Genomic DNA, 21411 nt, shown 5'->3' with positions numbered 1-21411 from the left:
GCCCGCCGTTGTGCACGGCGGCGGCGGCGGACGGGGTGTTGACGACGCCCGGAACAGAAGCGCCGCGGAGCAGAGGCGCCGGGCCGTGGGATCAGGGGGCGGGCGTCGCGTCGGCGGCCGAGGTGCAGACCGACCCCGTCGCGGGCAGGTAGTCGCGCACGAGGGGGCCGATGGCCTGCGCGACGTCGGCGCTGCTCGCGGACTCGTAGTCCAGGAAGATCTGCAGGGCCGGGCTGCGACCGAACGTCGTGAGCGTGTAGCGGTTGTCGGCCGCCTGCGACTCGTCGACCAGCCAGTCCACGCCGTCGAACGAACGGCAGGGCAGCGTCGAGGGCCCCGGGGTCTCGAGCCCGCAGGTCAACAGAATGGCGGCCGGGTCCCCCCAGGCGCCAGTGGACTGGGCGTCGGTCCAGCGGCGGACCAGCCCCGAGATCGAGTCGGGCAGGCGCGAGATCACCTCGGCGCACGCCGGGTCGTTCGCGTCCTCGGCGGGCTGCATCGCGACCGTCGTGCTGCACGCGGCGAGGCCCGGCAGAAGGGCGAGGGCGGCGATCAGCGCGAGGGGGCGGAAGGAGCGGGACACCCCTCCAGGCTAATAGCGTGGGAGGGTGACAGACGCCGAGACCACCGTGGGGGAGCTGTCCGAGGGGCAGATCCTGCGCGGCATCCTGGACCGCCTTCCGCCGTCGACGGCCCCGGTGGGACCGGGTGACGACGCCGCCGTGCTCTCCGTTCCGGACGGCCGGGTGGTCGCCACGACCGACACGCTCGTGCACGGCCCCGACTTCCGATTGGCGTGGTCGTCGCCGTTCGACCTCGGGTTCAAGGCGGCCGCGGTCAACCTCGCCGACGTGGCGGCGATGGGCGCCCGGCCGATCGCCCTGCTGGTGGCCCTCGCGATGCCCGATAAGACGCCGGTGTCCTTCGTCCGCGGCTTCGCGGACGGTCTCGGCGCCGCGTGTGCGGAGCTCGCACCGGGATGCGCCGTCGAGGGCGGCGACCTGACGGTGTCGGACACCCTGACGATCGCCGTCACGGCCCTCGGCAGTCTCGACGGCCGCGATCCCGTTCGTCGATCAGGGGCCCGCGTCGGCGACGGCGTGTACGTCATCGGCGAGCTCGGCGAGGCGGCGCGCGGCCTCGCCCTGCTCTTCGAGCGGTTCACGGATGCCACGGGCGCCCCCCTCGTGCTCACGCCCGAGGCGCGCGCGGCGCTGCCCCCGGGCGAGGCCCGCGCCCTGTCGCGTCAGTTGACGCCGCGACCTCCGCTCGCCGAGGCGATACGGGCCGCGTCATCCGGGGCGACGGCCATGATGGACCTGTCCGACGGCCTCGTGCTGGACGCGACCCGCCTCGCCGACGCCTCGGGCGTCACGGTCGCCTTGGACGCGGCGACCCTGGGCGACGAACCCGCCCGCGCGTTGGACGGGGGAGAGGACCACGGCTTCCTCGTGACCTTCCCCGCGGATGCCGCACCGCTCGGCCGGCGGGTGGGAACGATCGTGGAGCGCGCGTCCGAGGCGGTGACCGTCGACGGTCGCCCCTGGGACGGACCCGGCGGCTGGGACCCCTATCGCGATTGGGATGCCGGGCGGGGCTGACGTCGGTCAGCCGGCGGCGAGGAGCGGACGTCCCCACCACAGGGTCGTGTCGCCGTAGGCGCGGTCGCGCTCGGGCTCGAGACCGGCGGACGCCCAGGCGGGGGCCGCGGAACGCGACGACCGCTCGACGATCACCACGGCGTCGGGGCTGAGCCGCGGGGCGAGGGCGACGAGCGCCCGGGTCAGGTCGTCGTCCGAGACGTCGTACGGCGGGTCCAGGAACACCAGATCCCACACCTGGGCGGATGCCATGAGGTACGGCGTGACGTGCGCGCGGTGCACGCGCGCGGGGGCCTTCACCCCGGCGGCACGCACGCGGTCGGCGTTCTTCTTGATCAGCGTCGCGGCCGTCGGAGAGAGCTCGACCAGGTCGGCCGAGGCCGCGCCGCGGCTCAGGCTCTCGAGGGCCAGGGCGCCGGACCCGGCGTAGAGGTCGGCGACACGGGCATCGTCGATGAGCCCCGCGGCCTCGAGCGCGCCGAACAGCGACTCGCGCACGCGATCGCTCGTGGGGCGGGTGCCCTTCGGGGGGACGTCGAGGACCGTGCCGCCGGCGCGGCCCGAGATGATGCGGGTCACCTCCCCAGCCTAGGGCGGGCCACCGGTCGTGGCCGCGGTCTCTGCGGGTGCGGCCGGCGTTGTCGGGGCCCCTGCCTAGACTCGGATCATGCCCGGTCTCTCGCTCGCCTCGCGGCTCGACGGTGCCATCGGCGGCAAGACCGCGACCGCGTTCGACAAGGCCTTCGGTGTCACGACGGTCGGCGAGCTGCTCGAGCACTACCCGCGTCGCTACGCGCGGCGGGGCGAGCTCACCCCCATCGCCTCGCTCCCGTTGGGCGAGCCCGTCACGATCGTGGCCGAGGTGGTGAGCGCCAGCGAGCGGCGCATGCAGAATCGGCGCGGCTCTCTGCTCGAGGTCGTCATCAGCGACGGCGACGGGCGCATGTCGCTGACCTTCTTCAATCAGCCGTGGCGGCTCAAAGACCTCACCCCCGGTCGACGCGGCATCTTCTCGGGCAAGGTCGGCGAGTACCGGCGCCAGACCCAGTTGACCAACCCCGACTACGAGCTGTTCGACGACATGGCCGAGGCGATGGCCGAGGCCGAGATCACCGCCAAGCGACCGATCCCCATCTATCCCGCGACCAGCAGCGTGCCGAGCACGCTCGTCCAGAAGACGATCTCGTTGGTGCTCGACAGCCTGGGCGAGGTCGATGACCCCCTCCCCGACGACCTTCGGCAGCGGCGGGGCCTTCTCTCCGCCCGGCAGGCGCTCGAGAACATCCACCGTCCCGCCCACGACGACGACATCCCGCCGGCGGTCGAGACCCTGCGCATGCACGAGGCATTCGTGCTGCAGACCGCTCTGCTGCAGCAGCGCCAGTTCGTCCGGGCGCTCTCGGCCCGTACGCGCCCCGCCGCTGCGGGCGGTCTGCTCGAGCGCTTCGACGCGATCCTGCCGTTCGAACTCACCCCCGACCAGCAGAGCGTGGGCGCGCAGCTGGCCGCCGACCTGGTGGGGGACTGGCCGATGAGCAGGCTCGTCCAGGGCGAGGTGGGTTCGGGCAAGACCCTCGTGGCCCTTCGCGCCATGCTGCAGGTCGCCGAATCCGGCGGGCAGTCCGCGCTCATCGCCCCCACCGAGGTCCTCGCCGGTCAGCACCTGCGATCGATCGCGCGGATGCTCGGCCCCGAGCTCGCCCCCGAGCTGATGCCGACGCTGTTGACCGGGCAGATGCCCGCGGCCGAGCGGCGCCGCGCGGCCCTGCGCGTGGCATCCGGCCAGGCGCGCATCGTCGTGGGCACGCACGCCCTGCTCAGCGCGAGCACGACCTTCGCCGACCTGGGGTTCGTCGTGGTGGACGAGCAGCACCGGTTCGGTGTGGACCAGCGCGACGCCCTGCGCTCCAAGGGCGAGGCGCCCCACACCCTCGTCCTCACGGCGACGCCCATTCCGCGAACGGTCGCGATGACGGTGTTCGGGGATCTCGACGTGTCGACGATCCGCACCATGCCGGCCGGGCGCGCCGGCATCCAATCCTTCGTCGCCCCGCTGGCCGAGAAGCCGGGGTGGTTCGCGCGCGTATGGGACCGCGTGGCCGAAGAGGTCGCGCTGGGACGCCAGGCGTTCGTGGTGTGTCCGGCGATCGACTCCGACCAGCTCGCCGCCGACGGCAAGAGCGACGAGCCCGCCGACGCGCCCGACGCCCCCGAGCCCGCCGCGGGCGAGGGCAACCGCACCCGCTGGGGCGTGGTGCAGGTCGATGCGCTGCTGTCGAACCTGCCGTCGTTCCGCGACATCCGCGTGCAGATCCTGCACGGCAAGATGCCCTCGGACGAGAAAGATGCCGTCATGCAGGCCTTCGCGCGCGGCGACATCGACGTCCTGGTCGCCACGACGGTGATCGAGGTCGGCGTCGACGTGCCCAACGCCTCGACCATGGTCATCCTGGAGGCGGACCGCTTCGGGGTGTCGCAGCTGCACCAGCTGCGCGGACGCGTGGGACGCGGCGGGCTGCCCGGACTGTGCCTGCTGGTCACCGAGGCGGCGCCCGGCACGTCGGCCCGCTCGCGAGTCGAAGCCGTGGCCTCCACCCTCGACGGCTTCGCCCTCGCCGAGATCGACCTCGACCTGCGCGGAGAAGGCGACGTGCTCGGCGGGGCGCAGTCCGGCGCGCGGTCGTCCCTGCGCCTGCTGCGCGTGGTCACCGACGCCGCGCTCATCACCGAGGCGCGGGCCGAGAGCGAGAGGCTGCTGGCCGACGATCCGGCGTTGTCGCGGCACCCCGCCCTCGCCGCGGCCCTCGAGCGACGGGTCGGAGTCGAGGAGCGCGCGGCGCTGGCGAAGTCGTGACGGGCGGGCCGGGCGTGCGAGGGCGTCGGTAGGCTGACGGCATGGACCCCCGGATCGCCGTCGTCCCCGGCTCGTTCGACCCGCCCACCTTCGGCCATCTCGACGTCATCCGTCGCGCCGCCGGGCTGTTCGACCAGCTGCACGTGCTGGTCGTGCACAACCCGGGCAAAGAGGCGATGCTGCCGATCGCCCAGCGGCAGAGCCTGCTGGAGCAGTCGATCCAGGATGCCGGCATCGAGGGCGACGTGATCGTCGCCGCGTGGAGCATGGGTCTGCTCGTCGACTACGCCACGGACGTGGGCGCACGGGTCCTGGTCAAGGGCATCCGCTCGCAGGTCGACGTCGCCTACGAGACGCCCATGGCGATCGTGAACCGCGACCTCGCGCACGTCGAGACGGTCTTCCTGCTCCCCGATCCCGCGCACGCCCTCGTCTCGAGCTCGCTCGTGCGTCAGGTGGCGGGGCTGGGGGGCGATGTCTCGCCTTACGTGCCGCCGGCGGTATCGCGTTTCCTCGACACGGGGGCCCGGGGCCTCTGACCCGCCGTCCTCGCGCGGTCGCGGCGCCCGGCCCCGGTCCAGGGGCGCGCGGGTAGCATTGTCGACCGTGAGAACCCACCGACCCGGACCTTTCCAACTCCCCGTGCGCGACATCGAGCGCCACCCGGGGGAGATGCGCGAGCACAGCCTCGATCTGCCCACGCCCGAGAAGTGGGGCGAGGGGCTCGTGGCCATCCCCGAGGGCGAGATCCTCGAGCTCGACGTGCGCCTGGAGTCCGTGCACGAGGGAATCCTCGTCTCGGGCACGGTCGACACCACGGCCACCGGAGTGTGCGGACGCTGCCTGATCGACATCACCGAGCCTGTCGAAGTCGAGTTCCAGGAACTTTTCACGTATCCTGGGGACGAAGCGAGTGACTTCGGCGTTCAAGACGACCACGTGGATCTTGAAAACCTGGTCCGGGACGCCATCGTCCTGTCGCTTCCGTTCCAGCCGGTGTGTCAGCCGGATTGCCCCGGGCTCGACCCGAACACGGGCGAGAGGCTGACGGAAAGCCCCGGCGAATCGGAGCAGACGTCCGTTGATCCTCGATGGGCTGCGCTCCAGCAGTACACCCCAGACGACGGCGATGCGCTCCGCGCCGCCCCCAAGACAGAGAAGAGCTAGTCATGGCAGGTAACCCCCCGAAGCGGAAGGTCTCCCGCTCGAACACCCGCTCGCGCCGCGCGCAGTGGAAGGCCGAGGCCCCCACGCTGGTCAAGACCATCGAGAACGGCAAGGTCGTCTACAGCCGCCCCCACCAGGCGAAGGTCGTCACCGACTCGCAGGGCACCGAGCTCTTCCTCGAGTACAAGGGCCGCAAGGTCGCCGACGTCTGATCGGTGACGTGACGCGAAACACCACCGAGCGCCAGGCGCTCACCGAGAAGCTCGGGGTCGACATCGACCCCGAGCTTCTTTCGCTGGCCCTGACGCACCGCTCCTTCGCTTACGAGAACGGCGCGGTCCCGCACAACGAGCGTCTGGAGTTCCTGGGCGATTCGGTGCTGGGGCAGGCCGTCACCGTACGGTTGTTCACCGGGCACCCCGACCTCGACGAGGGCAGTCTCGCCAAGCGCCGCGCGAGCGTGGTGTCGACCGTGGCCCTCGCGGAGGTGGCACGCACCATCGGCCTCGGCGAGTACGTCCGTCTCGGGCGCGGTGAGATCCTCACGGGTGGTCGCGACAAGGACTCGATCCTCGCCGACACCATGGAAGCCCTCATCGGCGCGACCTACCTCTCGGCCGGGCCCGATGCGGCGACGCGGATGGTGCTGCGGTTGGTCGAGCCCCTGCTCGCCGACCCCGAGCGCTACGGCGCCGCAATGGATCCCAAGACGAGCCTGCAGGAGATCGCCGCTCGGCTCGGGCTCTCCGCGCCCGTCTACCGCGTCGAGTCGACCGGCCCCGATCACGACCGTCGTTTCGTCGCGACGGTGACGGTCGGTGACGTCGTGACGACCGGTCCGGGCTCGAGCAAGAAGCAGGCCGAGATGGCCGCCGCGCTCACGGCCTGGCGCGAGCTCGACGCGCGTGCCTGAGCTCCCCGAGGTCGAGGTCGTCCGTGCCGGCCTCGAGCCCGCCGTGACGGGTGCGCTCATCACGTCCGTGGACGTGCGCGACGAGCGCGCTCTCACCCGCCACGCCGGGGGAGCGGCGCACTTCGAAGCCGAGCTCACGGGTCGGCGCATCGCGGCTGCCGCGCGCCGTGGCAAATTCCTGTGGATGCCGGTCTCCGACGAGGAGGCCATCGTGACCCATCTGGGCATGAGCGGTCAGATGCTGCTGCGTACCCCCGGGGCGCCCGAGGAACGGCACGAACGCATCCGCGTCGAGCTGGAGCACCCGGTACACGGGTCACTGTCGGTCGTCTTCGCCGACCAGCGCACTTTCGGCTCGCTCGCGATCGATCCCCTCGTCGACACCCCCGATCAGGCCGCCGGCGGTCGGGGTTCCACTCTCGCCCGGGTGCCCTCGCAGGTCGCGCACATCGCGCGGGACCCCCTCGACCCGGCGTTCGACGAGGGCCGCTTCCGCGCACGGGTCGCGCGGACGTCGTCGGGGATCAAGCGCGTGCTGCTGGACCAGACCGTCGCCAGCGGCATCGGCAACATCTACGCCGACGAGTCGCTGTGGGCGGCGCGCATCCACCCCGAGACCGCCGGCTCCGCCCTGCCGACCCGGGCCGTCAACCGTCTGCTGGCCGAGGTGCGGGCGGTGCTCGAGAAGGCGCTGGCCGAGGGCGGCACGAGCTTCGACGCGCAGTACGTCAACGTCAACGGGCAGGCGGGGTACTTCGCGCACTCGCTCAACGCCTACGGTCGCACCGGTCAGCCGTGCCCGCGGTGCGGTCGCCCGATCGTGCGGGTGTCGTTCATGAACCGCTCGAGCCATTTCTGCCCGCACTGTCAGAAGCGGCGTTGACGTCCCCCCGCGTGGGTCGCCGCGGATCGTCGCTCGAGGCGGGTCCGCGGCGGCACTCACCGGCGACTCACACGGTCAGGCGAGCACCTTCTTCCACGCCCCCTCGTACGAGATCGGGGCGAACCCGATCGCTTCGTTGATCGACAGCATGGGACGGTTCTCCTCGGCGTTGTACGTGATCACGCGGGGAGAGTCCGGGGCGATGTCGTGCCAGGCGAGAAGTCCCGCGCACTTGACGAGCATGCCCAGGCGGTGACCGCGATGGGCGGCCACCACGAGGGTGTCCTCCTGACTGGTCGCCCTCGAACGGTCCGTGCCGATGACCAGTTCGTTGAACGCCGCCAGTTCACCGGAGTCGACGTTCTGCGCGGCGGTGACGAGCATGTGACGCCCCGCGTCGAGGTAGTCCGCTTCGTAGCGGCGCAGGCGCGCGGCATCCCACGCCTCTTCGTCGAATACCAGACCGGCCGAGGGAGCGTCGGTGACCATGCGCGCCTTCATCGAGGCGAACGCATCGACGAACTCCTCGGGCGTCGGGAGCGTCCACTGGATGATGCGGTAGCCCGCCGCCTGAGCCTCGGCCTCGGCGAGCAGCTCTCGGAGGTGCGGGCGGATGCCGGCAAGATCGAGCGCGCTGACGCGAACGATCTGCTCGAGCGTGCACCCGGAGGCCAGAAGGAACCGCGCCGCGTGATCGCGCGGCACCGACCCGAAGCCGGTGGGCGCGTCGATGCGGTCGCCCTCCGCGGCCGGGTGCTCGGCCCACGACTGCAGAACCGGGCGCTCGTGGGCGCGGGCGACGCGTTCGATCTCGGCGAAGGCGGCGCGGCCGATGCCACGTCCCCAGGCTGAGCGGCGCAGCTCGATCAACCAGAAGCCGGTGCGTGCATCCTCTTCTTGGGGGAGGTCGAGCCCCACCCGGCCGACGACCGTGCCGTCATCGACGACGATCCACGAGAAGCGCTCCATCTCGCGACGTGGCTGATAGGACGGCAGCAGTTCTGCGGGCGTCATCGCGTGGTCGTCGTGACCCGAGATCTCGCGGTAGACGAGGTTGCGCACGCGCACCATCTCGCCGAAGTCCGCGGCATCCGGATCGTCGATGCGGGTGGGGACGTGCAGGCGGCGCAGTTCGACGCCGGGTGGAAGGGAGGTCATGCCGGTGCTTTCGTGTCGAAGAAGAGAGGATGCCGGTGGGGCCGACTCGAGATCGGCCCCACCGATCAGAGGGGCGGGCGGCTGAACGCGGCGGCGCTCTGCCACGCGCGTTCGCGCCGCTCGCGTTCGACCCGCGCCTCGTGCGCGCGGTACCCCGCGACGGTCCGATGGTCGAGTGCCCGGGCGCGATCGGCGTGGCGGGCGAGCAGCCACAGCCCGACGCGCAGCGACAGCCGGTCCAGCAGGCCCAGCGGGCGGTAGGCGGTCGTGTCGAACGTGACGGTCGAAGGGGCGGGAGGGGTGGAAGGCGCGGCCGAGGCGTGCTGCGGCGCGCGCGTGAACAGGGCGTTCATGCGGAGGCTCCGTGAGGAAGAGAAGACGAATGGATGACGCGACGAGCGCGTGGAGGACCGTGACGGTCCGGGCGAGCGAACGAACGCTCGACGGGAGGCGGAGACGCGAGGCGTCTCGACGCGACCGGTCAGCCCTGACGGAGGGGCATGCCGACGGCGGTGGTCACTCCGGTGACGGGTGCGGAGAGCACGGGCACGGCGATGAAGCCGGTGGCGGTGAAGCCGGTGATGGTGCGAATCATGGGAGGACCTCCTTTCGACGTCGATTGCGACCCCCGACGCTAGCGGAGGCGCTCAGCGAATGTCAAGCTTTCGCTCAGAATCGATGGACTCTCGGGCGCGTCGGCGGCGACCGCGCGGCTCGCCACCGCGGAATTCCGCGGTTCCTCGGCTAGCGTGAGGCGCAGTGCCCGTCGGGCGACAGGAGAGGAGCGGCGAGTGCATCTGAAGAGCCTCACGCTCAAGGGCTTCAAGTCGTTCGCGCAGTCGACGACGTTCGCTCTCGAACCCGGGGTCACCTGCATCGTCGGCCCCAACGGCTCCGGGAAGTCCAACGTGGTCGACGCCCTCGCGTGGGTCATGGGGGAGCAGGGGGCCAAGACCCTGCGCGGCGGCAAGATGGAAGACGTCATCTTCGCCGGCACCTCGACGCGCGGGCCGCTGGGACGCGCCGAGGTGCAGCTCACCATCGACAACGCCGACGGTGCCCTACCGATCGACTACAGCGAGGTGACGATCAGCCGCACGCTGTTCCGCACCGGCGCGAGCGAGTACGCCATCAACGGGCAGACCTGCCGACTGCTCGACGTGCAGGAGCTGCTGAGCGACTCCGGCCTGGGACGCGAGATGCACGTCATCGTCGGCCAGGGACGCTTGGACACGGTGCTGCAGGCCACCGCCGAGGACCGGCGCGGCTTCATCGAAGAGGCCGCCGGCATCTTGAAGCACCGCCGTCGCAAAGAGAAGACCGCGCGCAAGCTCGAGGCGATGGAGACCAATCTCACCCGCCTGAGCGACCTGGCGGGCGAGCTGCGTCGTCAGCTCAAGCCCCTGGGCAAGCAGGCCGAGATCGCGCGCGAGGCCGCGACCATCGCCGCGGTCGTCCGCGACGCGAAGGCCCGGCTCTACGCGGACGATCTCGTGGGTCTGCGCGCACAACTCGCCGACGCGGCTCGCGCCGAGACCGAGCGCCATACCGAGCGGCTGGGACTGCAGGAACAGGCCGAGGGACTGCGCGGCCGTGTCGAGCGGCTCGAGAACGACCAGCGTTCCGAAGCGGTGGACCGCGCGCGCCGCGTCGCCTTCGCGCTCGAGCAGGTGCAGGAACGGCTGCGGGGTCTGTACTCGCTGGCCGGCCAGCGGCTGACCCTGCTCGGTGACGAGGGCGCCGACGCGGCGACGCTGACACCCACGGTCGGGCAGCACGCCATCGACGACCTGCGCGCCGAGATCGACGAGATCGCGGCGGGTCTCGGAGAGGCGCAGGATGCCGCGGCCGAGGCGACGAGGGCGGTGGCGCGTGCGCGCGCGGACCTCGACGCGCTCGACGTCGAGATCGCCGCGCAGAGCGCGCTGGTCTCGGAGCACGACATGCGCATCCAGGCCCTGCGGGGAACCGCCGAGGCGGCCGGCTCGGCCCTCGCGGCGGTCCGTGCGGGTGTCGAGCGGCAGCAGCGGGCCCTCGACGCCGCCCTGCTGCGGCGTGCCGAGACCGAGCGGGCCCGCGCCGAGCTCGATCCCGAGGTCGTCGCCGGCGCATCGAGCGCCGAGCAGGCAGCCGCATACGAGCGCGCGCAGCGCGACGCCAACGACCGCGAGAGCGCGGTCACGGGCATGCGCGACCGACTCCACGCCGCCGAGCGCGAGCGTGACGCCCTGACGGCCCAGACCACGGCGCTGGGGCGCGCCCTCGACGTGCGCAACGCGGCCGCCGACCTGCTGGCCGCGGGCGGCCCGGGTGTACGGGGTCTGGTCGGCGACGACGTCAAGGTCACCGCCGGGTACGAGGCGGCCATCGCCGCGGCGCTCGGCTCGCTCGCCGAGGGACTACTCGTCGACGACACCGCGGCGGCTTTCAACGCCGCGCGGACGGCGGCCTCGGCCGACATGGGGGTCGTCGAGATCGCGATCGCCGCAGCCGACGCGCCGACGACCGTGCCCGAGGTGGAGGGAACGGCCGCGGCCATCGACGTCGTCACCGCGTCGGCGGGGGTGCGCGGCATCCTGTCCCGCACCTTCGTCGTAGACGACCTCGCCGCGGGTCGAGCGCTCCAGGCAGGACTGCCCCCCGAGGTGACGCTGGTGACCCGCGCGGGCGAGGTGCTCACGGCCCTGACCGTGCGGGCCGGCTCGGGGTCGGGTCGATCGCGACTCGAACTCGCCGCCGAACGCGACGCCGCCGAGGAGCGTCTGGCCGAGATCGTCGTCGTCGCGGATTCGCTGCGCGAGGCCCTTACCGACGAGCAGCGGGTGCTCACCGACGCGCGCCAGCGGACGAAGGAAGCACTGTCGACCCTGCGCGCGCACGACGCGGCCCTCGCCGCCCAGGCCGAGAAGACCAACCGCGTCACCGTGCAGCACGAGTCCGCCGTGGCCGAGTGCGAGCGTCTCGAGGCGGGGCTCGGCCAGGCCCAGGCGCTGGTCGTCGACGCCGAAGAGGCGGCGCGTCGCGCCGAAGAGCAGCTGAACCGGGCGCTCGAGGCCCCTCGACCCCTGCTCGACGCGTCCGCGCGCACGGGCCTGGCCGCCGAGGTCGACGCCGCCCGGGAGCGCGAGCTGCGTGCGCGGCTGGATATCGAGACGCTCAAGGAGCGCGTCCGTGCGGGCGAGGTGCGCATCGTCCAGCTCGAGCAGCAGCGGGAGCGCGAGCGCGCCGCCGCCGCCGAGGCCGCGCGCCGGGCCGTGATCCGTCGCGCGCAGCGTGCCGTCGCGGCCGAGGTGGCGGGTCACCTGCCGCCGCTGCTGGACTCGGTGGACCGCTCGGTGAGCCAGGCGCGGGTGGAGCTGGCGGCGGCGGAGTCGGCGCGCGCGGCCGTCACGGAGGAGCTCGCCCGTGCCCGCGCCGATGAGGCGGCGGTGCGCGAGCGGCTGGCCCGCCTCACCGAGAGCGTCCACGGACTCGAGCTGCAGATGCACGAGAAGAAGCTGCACGTGACGAGCCTTCTCGAACGGGTGCAGTCCGAACTCGCGCTCGACGAGGCCGTCCTCGTGGCCGAATACGGTCCCGACCAGCTGATCCCCGCGGACGGCGAGGGCGAGGGCGTGCGCTACGACCGCACCGCGCAGAAGCGTCGACTGCAGGACGCCGAGCGCAAGCTGGCGCAGCTGGGACGCGTCAATCCGCTCGCCCTCGAGGAATTCGCGGCCCTGGAGCAGCGGCACGCGTTCCTCACCGAGCAGCTCGCCGACCTGCAGCAGACCCGTGCCGACCTGCAGACGATCATCGCCGAGCTGGACGAGCGGATGCAGACCATCTTCGTCGCCGCGTTCGAAGACACCCGCGCCGCGTTCACCGACATCTTCCCGATCCTCTTCCCGGGCGGAACCGGGAGCATCTCGCTCACCGATCCCGACAACCCGCTCACGACCGGCATCGAGGTCGCGGTGCGCCCGGTCGGCAAGAAGATCGAGCGTCTGTCTCTGCTGTCGGGCGGAGAGCGGTCGTTGGCCGCGGTGGCCTTCCTCACCTCGATCTTCACCGCGCGCCCGAGCCCGTTCTACATCCTCGACGAGGTCGAGGCCGCCCTCGACGACGCCAACCTCGGGCGGCTGCTCGGGGTGTTCGAGAAGCTCCGCGCGAACAGTCAGCTCATCGTCATCACGCACCAGAAGCGCACGATGGAGATCGCGGACGCCCTGTACGGCGTGTCGATGCGGCAGGACGGCGTCTCGGCGGTGGTGGGTCAGCGCGTGGGCGACCGCGCGGCCTCGCGCGCCGGCGTCCCGGCCGCCCGTGACGAAGCCGCGCCCGTAAGCTGAAGCAATGGCTGAGAACTCCTGGTCGCTGGGCCGCGCACTGCGCGGGCTGTTCGTCAAACCCACCATCGACGACACCACGTGGGACGACCTCGAGACCGCGCTGCTGACCGCCGATTTCGGTCCCGACGTCACCGAGCGGCTCGTCGAGGAGCTGCGCGAGAAGGTCGAGCGCTATCGCACGACCGACCCGCGCGACCTGCAGCGCATGCTCAAAGAGACGCTCGAAGAGCACTTCGCGAAGTTCGACACGACCCTGCGGCTCACCGAGCGCCCGGCTGTCGTCCTCGTCGTCGGCGTCAACGGCGTGGGCAAGACCACGACGATCGGCAAGTTCGCGAAGTTCTTGCAGCGCTACGGCCGCACCGTCACCGTCGGGGCCGCCGACACGTTCCGCGCCGCGGCCGTCGACCAGCTCGCGACGTGGGCGGAGCGCGGGGGAGCCACGATCGTGCGTCCCCAGCACGAGGGACAGGACCCGGCATCCGTCGCCTTCCAGACCGTCGCGCACGCCAAAGAGACCGCGACCGAGATCGTCCTGATCGACACCGCGGGGCGGCTGCACACCAAGGGCGGCCTGATGGACGAGCTCGGCAAGATCAAGCGCGTGATCGAGAAGCAGGCGCCGATCGCCGAGGTCCTTCTGGTCCTGGATGCCACGACCGGGCAGAACGGCCTGATGCAGGCGCAGGCGTTCCTCGACAGCGCGGGCGTGACCGGGCTGGTGCTCACCAAGCTCGACGGCTCCGCCAAGGGCGGCTTCGTCCTGGCGGTGCAGGAGCGTACCGGCATCCCCGTCAAGCTGCTCGGCCAGGGCGAGGGGATCAACGACCTCACCGGTTTCACCCCGCACGTGTTCGCGGCCTCGCTCGTCGACTGAGCCCTTAGCGCACCGCGCCCCACGGGCGGGTCGGCTTCCCGTAGACCGGGTGGGCTGGTTTTATGGACGCATGGCCATCGAGCACGATTTCTTCGGACTCCTCGAGTCGGGCCCGGACGGGTCGATCTTCTGGAGCGAGAACGTCGAGTTCGGCGATCAGAGTGTGACGGTCGACCTCACCGCTCCCGACCAGGACGACGTGTCCGTCGAGGCGCTGGACGTCGCGGCATCCCTCATCTCGTCCCTGGAGTCGATCGACCTCGCCGCGCGCAACGCGATGGTCGACGAGCTCGGCTCGCGCACGAGCGAGGTGACCGAGTACATCCTGCAGCAGCAGGCGACCCTCGGCGACGAGCTCGAGGACTTCCTGGTCGATGCGTCCGGTGACACCCACATCGACGTCATCAAGGCGCTGCAGCTGATGAGCATGACGATCCTGGCCGACGAGCACGGCGGGGCCGACCCGTTCGCGGTGCTCGAGTACGCTCTCGACCCCGACGCCACCGACGACGTCCTGCTGGTCAACCTCGCGTCCGACGGCCGGGTGCAGTCGGTCACCAGTGCCGACTGAATCGTGCAGACCTTTCTGCCGTATCCCTCGTTCGTAGAGTCCGCCCGGGTGCTCGACCTCAAGCGCCTGGGCAAGCAGCGCGTCGAGACGTTTCAGCTCCTGCGCGCATTGACCGTGCCGGACCACGGCTGGCGGCATCATCCCGCCGCGAAGATGTGGGACGGGCACCTGCCGGCGCTCGTGTCGTACGGTCTGGTGATGACGGACGAGTGGATCGCCCAGGGACGCGCCGACACGGTGCGCGAGAAGATCCGCGTCTTCGCACCCGAGGTCGACGGTGTCGCCCAGGACCGGCTCGATCTGCCGCCGTGGCTCGGCGACGAGGCCTTCCATCTCGCGCACCGGTCCAACCTCGTCCGTAAGGACCCCGAGTTCTACGTCCCCCGCTTCGGCGACGTCGCCGACGACCTCCCGTACGTCTGGCCGGTCTGAACCGGACCCGCGCCGCCGGCGTGGGCCGGAGGCGGCGACCGTCGCCGCGCGTCACACGGCCTGAGCGAAGCCCGCGTCGGCGGCGACGATGTCTTTCGCGAGGTGGGCGAGGTGCGGCGGGATCTCCCGACCCTTCGACACCATCGACTGCGCCCAGAGGCGTCCGGCGCGGTAGGACGAACGCACGAGCGGTCCGGCGAGCACACCGAGGAAGCCGATCCGCTCCGCCTCCTCCTTGAACGCGACGAACTCGGCGGGCTTGACCCAGCGCTGCACCGGGAGGTGGCGCGGTGTCGGGCGCAGGTACTGCGTGATCGTGATGATGTCGGTGCCCGCTTCGCGCAGGTCGCGCAGCGCCTGGACGACCTCTTCCGGTTCCTCGCCCATGCCCAGGATGAGGTTCGACTTCGTGATGAGCCCCGCGTCCCGTGCCGCCGTCAGCACGCCGAGGGAGCGCTCGTACCGGAAGGCGGGGCGGATCCGCTTGAAGATGCGCGGCACCGTCTCGACGTTGTGTGCGAACACCTCGGGACGCGACGAGAACACCTCGTCGAGCAGCGCGGGATCACCCGAGAAATCGGTCGCCAAGATCTCCACGCCCGTTCCGGGGTTCTCGGCGTGGATGCGGCGCACGGTCTCGGCGTGCAGCCAGGCGCCCTCGTCGGGCAGGTCGTCGCGGGCGACGCCGGTGACGGTGGCGTAGCGCAACTGCATCCGGGTGACGCTTTCGGCGACGCGACGCGGTTCGTCGCGGTCGTAGTCGGCGGGCTTGCCCGTGTCGATCTGGCAGAAGTCGCACCGGCGGGTGCACTGCGAACCGCCGATGAGGAACGTGGCCTCGCGGTCCTCCCAGCACTCGAAGATGTTCGGGCAGCCGGCCTCCTGGCAGACGGTGTGCAGCTCCTCGGTCTTCACCAGATTCTGCAGCGCGGTGTACTCCGACCCCATCCGGGCCTTGGTCTTGATCCACTCGGGTTTGCGCTCGATGGGCGTTTCGGCGTTGCGCACCTCGAGGCGCAGCAGCTTGCGCCCGTTGGGAGCGGTGGATGCCGGTGCCCCGGCGCTGCCGGTCCCGGTCCCGCAGGCGCTCACGCGGCCACCGCCGCGTACTCGGCGCGGAACTCTCGTTCGATCGCCGGCACGAGGTCGGCGGGGCAGACCCCGGCGCCGAGGACCTCGCTGACGGTGGTGACGCCGGCATCCGAGATCCCGCAGGGCACGATGCGGCGGAACCCCGCGAGGCTGTTGTCGCAGTTGACGGCGAAGCCGTGCATGGTCGCTCCCTTCTCGACGCGGACTCCGATCGCCGCGACCTTGTCGACACCGAGGGGGCGCCGTACCCAGACGCCGCTGCGTCCCTCGACCTGGAACCCGTCCACCCCGTGCGAGCGGAGCGCGGAGATGAGCAGCCGCTCGAGTCGCCGCACGTGCGCGACGACGTCCATCGGTTCGGGCAGGCGCACGATCGGATAGCCGACGAGCTGCCCGGGTCCGTGCCAGGTGATCTTGCCCCCGCGATCCACGTCGACCACGGGCGTACCGTCATCGGGGCGTTCGTGCGCCTCGGTGCGCGTGCCCGCGGTGTACACGGCCTCGTGCTCCAGCAGCAGCAGCGTGTCGGGCCGTGCGCCCGCGACCACGTCGGCGTGGATGCGGCGCTGGTGGGCCCAGCCGTCGAGGTAGGGGACGTACTGCGGAGCCAGGCCCAGGTGGTGGATGTCGATCATCGACGCCTCCGATGTTGGATTGCGTCCAACAATACACATCGCCCGCCGCCGTAGGCTGACTCCGTGCCCTTCGAATCCCGTAGCGGGCGTCCCCGCGTCTCCTCTCGCGAGGTGCTCGCCGAGGCGGCGTGCGAACTGTTCCTGGAGCAGGGCTACGACGCCACGTCCGTCTCCGACATCACGCGCCGCGCGGGCGTGAGCCGCTCGAGTTTCTTCAACTACTTCGCCGCCAAGAGCGACGTGCTGTGGTCGGGGTTCGACGCACAGGTGGGCGCCGGCGTCGCCCTGCTCCGCGGCGAGGCCGACGTCGCCACCGCCCTCTCCGCCATCGGCACGGGTCTGACCCCCGACGCCCTCGCCCTGGCGATCACCAACGTCGAGGCGATGGGCATCGGCCCCGAGCTCGATCGCGACCGCGCCGTCCGGCAGTTCCGGCTGCAGCGCGAGATCGCGTCGCGTTTCACACGAGACGGCATGCCGTCGCTCGCGGCCGAGGTGCGCGCCGGTGCCCTCGCGGCGGCGGTCCTCGCGGCGGTGTGGGCCTGGGCCGATCGCACGGCGACCGGCGGGCCCCTCGCCGACGTGCTCGCGGCGGCCCTCGCGCTGGCCGACGACTGACCCTCGCGGTCGCGGCGCGGCGCGGCGCGCGGTGTTCCCGGCATCCGCGCGGATCGGGCCGGGGCGTGGAACGCGCGGGCTCGGCGCAGGGCCGCCCGGCGGACGGCAGCGCGTCGGTGCGCGCCCGCGTAAACTCGTCTCATCATGGCGACTTTCGGCACCCTCTCCGACCGGCTCACAGAGACCTTCCGCAACCTCCGGAAGAAGGGCCAGCTCACGCCCGCCGACGTCGACGGGACGGTGCGCGAGATCCGCCGCGCGCTGCTCGACGCCGACGTCGCCCTGCCCGTCGTCAAGGAGTTCACCGCCGCCGTGCGCGAGCGCGCCCTCGGCGACGAGGTCAACCGGGCCCTCAACCCGGCGCAGCAGGTCGTGCAGATCGTCAACGACGAGCTGATCGGCATCCTGGGCGGACAGCAGCGACGCCTCGAGTTCGCCAAGAACCCGCCGACCGTCATCATGCTCGCCGGCCTCCAGGGCTCGGGCAAGACCACCTTTGCCGGCAAGCTCGCCAAGATGCTCGAGAAGGACGGCCACACCCCCCTGCTCGTCGCGTGCGACCTCCAGCGCCCGAACGCCGTCAACCAGCTGCAGGTCGTCGCCGAGCGCGCCGGTGCCGCCATCTACGCGCCCGAGCCCGGCAACGGCGTCGGCAACCCGGTGAAGGTCGCCCGCGACGGCGTCGAATACGCGAAGCAGAAGCAGTACGACACCGTCATCATCGACACCGCCGGTCGTCTCGGTGTCGACGCCGAGTTGATGAAGCAGGCCGCCGACATCCGCAAGGCGACCCAGCCCGACGAGGTCCTCTTCGTCATCGACGCCATGATCGGTCAGGATGCCGTCAACACGGCCAAGGCGTTCCAGGACGGCGTGGACTTCACGGGCGTGGTCCTGTCGAAGCTCGACGGAGACGCCCGCGGCGGTGCCGCCCTGTCGGTCGCCTCGGTCACGGGCCGGCCCATCATCTTCGCCTCCACCGGCGAGGGCCTCGACGACGTCGAACCCTTCTACCCGGATCGCATGGCATCCCGCATCCTCGACCTCGGTGACATCCTCACGCTGATCGAGCAGGCGCAGTCGGCCTTCGACGAGGCCGAGGCGATGAAGGTCGCCGAGAAGATCGCGACGGAGACCTTCACGCTCGAGGACTTCCTCGAGCAGATGCAGCAGATGAAGAAGATGGGCTCCATGAAGAAGATGCTCGGGATGCTCCCGGGCATGGGCAACATGAAGCAGCAGCTCGACGACTTCGACGAGCGCGAGATCGACCGCACCGAGGCCATCATCCGGTCGATGACCCTCGCCGAGCGGCGCAACCCCAAGATCCTCAACGGTTCCCGTCGCCTGCGCATCGCGCGCGGTTCGGGAATGACCGTCACCGACGTCAACCAGCTCGTCCAGCGTTTCGACCAGGCCGCCAAGATGATGAAGACCGTCGCGCGTGGCGGAGTGCCCAACATCCCGGGCATGGGGCCCGTCGGCGGCAAGCCGGGCGCCTCCTCCAAGCGCGGCAAGCAGCAGAAGGCGAAGGGCTCGCGCTCGGGGAACCCCGCCAAGCGCGCCGCCGAGAACGCCGGCATCGCCGCGTCCGCTCCGGCCACGGGCTCCGGCTTCGGTCTGGGTGGCAAGAACGCGCCGAGCGAGGCCGACCTGGCCGAGCTGCAGAAGATGCTGGGCCGCGGCTGAGGTCGCTCGGGCTCAGGGCAGGACGCCGGCTCTCTGCAGAGCGGACATGACCGTCTGCTCGATCGCGCGCTGTCCGCGCGCGGTGGGGTGCACGCCGTCCTCCTGCATCCATTCGGGGTGGCCCGCGAGGGGCTGACCGACGTCGACGAACGTTCCCCCGACCGCCTGGACGGCGTCTCGCAGGGCGTCCGAGGTCACGGCGGTGTCGTCGGGCACGTCGGGATCGTCGTTCCAGATCGTGCTCAGCCCGACGATGAGCGCATCGGGGGCGGCCGCGTGCAGCTCATCCACGGTGTCGGCGGTGTCGTCGCGGATCTCGTCGCCGTCCTCCCAGAAGTCGTTGCTCGAGGATTCCACCAGCAGCACCTGCGGTTGCAAGGCGGCCACGGCCGGCACGAACCCCTCGAACGAGGTGCCGCAGTCGCCCGGCACGACGAAGCCCATTCCGGGGCAGGCGAGGTTCGTCACCGCCACGCGCGCGCGGGCACCCAGCAGCACCGGCCACGCCTGCTCGGGTGGCAGGTTGTAGCCGGACATGACAGAGTCGCCGAGGGTCACCACCCGCGACACGGCCGACGATGCGGGCGACGACGTCGGGGGGACCAGGGGAGCGGCGAAGGCGGCGGTGGGGCCGTCCTGGGGGATGCCGCTGCAGTCTGACAGCGCCCCCAGCAGTCCCAGGGCCGCGACAGCGGCCGCGACCGCCCTCCCGCGCCGTCCGAACCTCATGACGCGATCCTAGGGACGCCCGCTTGTGCGGCGCTGCAGAAGACCCTCAGTTCACGCTCGGAGAGCGGCGAGATGCTCGCGCAGGGTGGGGCCGCCCCGGAACTCGCGGATCAGATGGTGCACCACCTCGCGGAGGTCTCCGTCGGCCGCCTCGGCGATCGCGACCTGCCGCGCCGAGCTGCCCCCGGTGGCCAGGATGGTCTCGAGGCTGGCGAACTCGCGCGCGCACTTGAGCTCGACCGCGACCTCGGCGAGCTCCTCCATGGTCTCGCGCAGGTGCTCGACCACGGGCCGCTGCGTGCCCTCGCAGTCGACGATGACGCGGGCGTCGAGGCCGTAACGGGCGGCGCGCCACTTGTTCTCGCGCGCGTACCAGGGCGGGATGCCGGGGAGCGGCCGCCCTTCGTCGATCAGCCGCGAGAAGTGCTCCACGAGGGTCTGCGCGAGAGCGGCGACGGCGGCGAGCTCGGGCAGGGTCGACATGCCGTCGCAGGCGCGGATCTCGACCGTTCCCCACCGGGGCGCCGGACGGATGTCCCAGCGCACCTCGCTGGCATCCGCCATGACTCCGGTCCGCGTCATGTCGTCGAGATAGCGCTCGAAGTCGCCCCACGTCTCGAGCTGCCAGGGCAATCCCGCCGTGGGCAGCTGCTGAAAGACCAGGGCGCGATTCGACATGTATCCGGTGCGCTCACCGGCCCAGAAGGGGCTGGATGCCGACAGTGCCTGCAGGTGGGGGAGGTAGACCGTCAGCGCGTTCACGATCGGCATGACCTTCTCGACGTCGTCGACGCCGATGTGCACGTGGATGCCCCAGATCATCATGTTGCGCCCCCACCACTGCGTGCGCTCGATCAGGGTGTGGTAGCGCGTCTTGTCGGTGACCTGCTGGTCGTACCACTGCGCGAAGGGGTGGCTGCCGGCGCACAGCAGCTCCACCCCGCGCGGCTCGGTCTGCTCGCGCAGGGCGCAGATGGCGTCCCCGATGTCGTCGACCGCCTCGGCGACGGTGTGCCCCACGCCGCTGGTGACCTCCACCGTGTTGGTGAGGAGCTCGCCAGTGACGGTGAAGCGTTCGAGCGCGCTGTCGTCCTCGATCTCGTCGAGGATCTCGGGCGCGCGGGGAACGAGGTCTCCGCTGTCGCGGTCGGCGAGCATCAGCTCCCACTCCAGACCCACGGACGAACGCGTCGACGGAGCGAACGGCAGCCTCATGCGGTCAGTCTGACACGGCGCCTCTCGCGCGGGACGTTCCGCTACGCTGCGCGCCGATCCGTGTCGGTTCACCGTCGCTGTCACGTCGAGGTCCGGGGATCTGGCAGAATAGAGGGCTGGACCCGCCACTCGACCCTCTATCCAGTGTCGGTCCACTCTTTTGAGCTTCCGCCGGGTGTGCACCCCACGCTCCAGGCGACCGGTTCGTTCATCTTCATCATCAGGAGTCATCGTGGCTGTCAAGATCCGTCTCAAGCGCCTCGGAAAGATCCGTGCGCCCTACTACCGCATCGTCGTCGCCGACTCGCGCACCAAGCGCGACGGTCGTGTCATCGAAGAGATCGGCAAGTACCACCCCACCGAGGAGCCCTCGTTCATCGAGGTCGACTCGGAGCGCGCCCAGTACTGGCTTTCGGTCGGCGCCCAGCCCACCGAGCAGGTCGCCGCCATCCTCAAGCTCACGGGCGACTGGGGCAAGTTCAAGGGCGACAAGGACGCCGTTTCGACCGTCAAGGTCCGCGAGCCCAAGGCCGCATTCGAGGCCGACGCCTCGAAGAAGTCGGTCGTCAAGCCGAAGGCCGAGAAGAAGGCCGACGCTCCCGCCGAGGCGCCCGCTGAGGACGCCGCCGAGACCTCGGCCGAGTAA

The 21411-nt window shown here is 71.2% G+C and carries 22 protein-coding genes; 14 read left to right on the top strand and 8 right to left on the bottom strand.

Features of this window, described 5'->3' with window-relative positions:
* Window positions 1–91: 91 nt before the first annotated feature.
* Complete coding sequence (locus tag ACIPVB_RS13575) at window positions 92–583, bottom strand: DUF3515 family protein (RefSeq protein ID WP_400369570.1); 492 nt, start codon at window positions 581–583, stop codon at window positions 92–94.
* A gap of 25 nt (window positions 584–608) precedes the next feature.
* On the opposite strand from ACIPVB_RS13575, the gene thiL reads away from it, so the two are divergent.
* The gene (thiL, locus tag ACIPVB_RS13570) at window positions 609–1601 is read left to right on the top strand and encodes a thiamine-phosphate kinase (protein WP_400369569.1); all 993 of its coding nucleotides are present in this window, start codon (window positions 609–611) and stop codon (window positions 1599–1601) included.
* Window positions 1602–1607: 6 nt separating this feature from the next.
* Here the strand turns inward: thiL and rsmD are convergent, their stop codons facing one another.
* Window positions 1608–2180 (bottom strand): 16S rRNA (guanine(966)-N(2))-methyltransferase RsmD, encoded by a 573-nt coding sequence (gene rsmD, locus ACIPVB_RS13565; protein ID WP_400369568.1) that lies wholly within the window; start codon window positions 2178–2180, stop codon window positions 1608–1610.
* An 88-nt stretch (window positions 2181–2268) separates the two neighbouring features.
* Between rsmD and ACIPVB_RS13560 the strand changes: the two genes are divergently transcribed.
* The 6 genes from ACIPVB_RS13560 to mutM all read left to right on the top strand — a co-directional run bounded on the left by ACIPVB_RS13560 (window position 2269) and on the right by mutM (window position 7418).
* Window positions 2269–4455, top strand: coding sequence for an ATP-dependent DNA helicase RecG (locus ACIPVB_RS13560; protein WP_400369566.1), 2187 nt, complete (start codon window positions 2269–2271; stop codon window positions 4453–4455).
* Window positions 4456–4496: 41 nt separating this feature from the next.
* Window positions 4497–4994, top strand: coding sequence for a pantetheine-phosphate adenylyltransferase (gene coaD / locus ACIPVB_RS13555; protein WP_400369565.1), 498 nt, complete (start codon window positions 4497–4499; stop codon window positions 4992–4994).
* Window positions 4995–5127: 133 nt separating this feature from the next.
* Entirely contained in the window at window positions 5128–5622 is a 495-nt protein-coding gene (locus tag ACIPVB_RS13550) for a YceD family protein (RefSeq protein WP_400369866.1), read from the top strand.
* 2 nt (window positions 5623–5624) lie between these two features.
* Complete coding sequence (rpmF, locus tag ACIPVB_RS13545; protein WP_019179169.1) at window positions 5625–5834, top strand: 50S ribosomal protein L32; 210 nt, start codon at window positions 5625–5627, stop codon at window positions 5832–5834.
* An 8-nt stretch (window positions 5835–5842) separates the two neighbouring features.
* Window positions 5843–6535, top strand: coding sequence for a ribonuclease III (rnc, locus tag ACIPVB_RS13540; RefSeq protein ID WP_400369564.1), 693 nt, complete (start codon window positions 5843–5845; stop codon window positions 6533–6535).
* The gene (mutM, locus tag ACIPVB_RS13535) at window positions 6528–7418 is read left to right on the top strand and encodes a bifunctional DNA-formamidopyrimidine glycosylase/DNA-(apurinic or apyrimidinic site) lyase (RefSeq protein WP_400369563.1); all 891 of its coding nucleotides are present in this window, start codon (window positions 6528–6530) and stop codon (window positions 7416–7418) included. The genes rnc and mutM overlap by 8 nt, the downstream gene beginning before the upstream one ends.
* Before the next feature lie 75 nt (window positions 7419–7493).
* On the opposite strand, the gene ACIPVB_RS13530 is transcribed toward mutM, so the two are convergent.
* Both ACIPVB_RS13530 and ACIPVB_RS13525 read right to left on the bottom strand, forming a co-directional pair.
* Window positions 7494–8576 (bottom strand): GNAT family N-acetyltransferase, encoded by a 1083-nt coding sequence (locus tag ACIPVB_RS13530; RefSeq protein WP_400369561.1) that lies wholly within the window; start codon window positions 8574–8576, stop codon window positions 7494–7496.
* Between the two features lie 65 nt (window positions 8577–8641).
* Window positions 8642–8929, bottom strand: coding sequence for a hypothetical protein (locus ACIPVB_RS13525; RefSeq protein WP_400369560.1), 288 nt, complete (start codon window positions 8927–8929; stop codon window positions 8642–8644).
* A gap of 438 nt (window positions 8930–9367) precedes the next feature.
* On the opposite strand from ACIPVB_RS13525, the gene smc reads away from it, so the two are divergent.
* The 4 genes from smc to ACIPVB_RS13505 all read left to right on the top strand — a co-directional run bounded on the left by smc (window position 9368) and on the right by ACIPVB_RS13505 (window position 14787).
* Window positions 9368–12907: a chromosome segregation protein SMC gene (gene smc, locus ACIPVB_RS13520; protein ID WP_400369559.1), complete on the top strand. Its 3540-nt coding sequence runs from the start codon at window positions 9368–9370 to the stop codon at window positions 12905–12907.
* 4 nt (window positions 12908–12911) lie between these two features.
* Complete coding sequence (ftsY, locus tag ACIPVB_RS13515) at window positions 12912–13784, top strand: signal recognition particle-docking protein FtsY (protein WP_400369558.1); 873 nt, start codon at window positions 12912–12914, stop codon at window positions 13782–13784.
* A gap of 70 nt (window positions 13785–13854) precedes the next feature.
* Window positions 13855–14355 carry a DUF2004 domain-containing protein gene (locus ACIPVB_RS13510; RefSeq protein WP_108318319.1) on the top strand — a complete coding sequence of 167 codons (501 nt, stop codon included), beginning with the start codon at window positions 13855–13857 and terminating at the stop codon, window positions 14353–14355.
* A 3-nt stretch (window positions 14356–14358) separates the two neighbouring features.
* A complete protein-coding gene (locus ACIPVB_RS13505) occupies window positions 14359–14787 on the top strand; it encodes an MSMEG_6728 family protein (protein ID WP_400369556.1) in 429 nt (142 codons plus the stop codon).
* 51 nt (window positions 14788–14838) lie between these two features.
* On the opposite strand, the gene lipA is transcribed toward ACIPVB_RS13505, so the two are convergent.
* Both lipA and lipB read right to left on the bottom strand, forming a co-directional pair.
* Window positions 14839–15879, bottom strand: coding sequence for a lipoyl synthase (gene lipA / locus ACIPVB_RS13500; protein ID WP_400369555.1), 1041 nt, complete (start codon window positions 15877–15879; stop codon window positions 14839–14841).
* Window positions 15876–16514 (bottom strand): lipoyl(octanoyl) transferase LipB, encoded by a 639-nt coding sequence (gene lipB / locus ACIPVB_RS13495; RefSeq protein WP_400369554.1) that lies wholly within the window; start codon window positions 16512–16514, stop codon window positions 15876–15878. Before lipB ends, lipA begins: the two co-directional genes overlap by 4 nt.
* 63 nt (window positions 16515–16577) lie before the next feature.
* On the opposite strand from lipB, the gene ACIPVB_RS13490 reads away from it, so the two are divergent.
* The gene (locus tag ACIPVB_RS13490; protein WP_400369553.1) at window positions 16578–17132 is read left to right on the top strand and encodes a TetR/AcrR family transcriptional regulator; all 555 of its coding nucleotides are present in this window, start codon (window positions 16578–16580) and stop codon (window positions 17130–17132) included.
* 144 nt (window positions 17133–17276) lie between these two features.
* A complete protein-coding gene (gene ffh / locus ACIPVB_RS13485) occupies window positions 17277–18821 on the top strand; it encodes a signal recognition particle protein (protein WP_400369552.1) in 1545 nt (514 codons plus the stop codon).
* Between the two features lie 12 nt (window positions 18822–18833).
* On the opposite strand, the gene ACIPVB_RS13480 is transcribed toward ffh, so the two are convergent.
* Both ACIPVB_RS13480 and ACIPVB_RS13475 read right to left on the bottom strand, forming a co-directional pair.
* Window positions 18834–19550: an SGNH/GDSL hydrolase family protein gene (locus ACIPVB_RS13480; protein ID WP_400369551.1), complete on the bottom strand. Its 717-nt coding sequence runs from the start codon at window positions 19548–19550 to the stop codon at window positions 18834–18836.
* 51 nt (window positions 19551–19601) lie between these two features.
* The gene (locus tag ACIPVB_RS13475; protein WP_400369550.1) at window positions 19602–20765 is read right to left on the bottom strand and encodes a glutamate--cysteine ligase; all 1164 of its coding nucleotides are present in this window, start codon (window positions 20763–20765) and stop codon (window positions 19602–19604) included.
* Between the two features lie 232 nt (window positions 20766–20997).
* On the opposite strand from ACIPVB_RS13475, the gene rpsP reads away from it, so the two are divergent.
* Complete coding sequence (rpsP, locus tag ACIPVB_RS13470) at window positions 20998–21411, top strand: 30S ribosomal protein S16 (protein ID WP_116538114.1); 414 nt, start codon at window positions 20998–21000, stop codon at window positions 21409–21411.

This window comes from Microbacterium sp. NPDC090007 (assembly GCF_044748345.1).
Taxonomy (GTDB): Bacteria; Actinomycetota; Actinomycetes; order Actinomycetales; family Microbacteriaceae; genus Microbacterium.
This window is presented reverse-complemented; position numbering and strand designations above follow the sequence as displayed.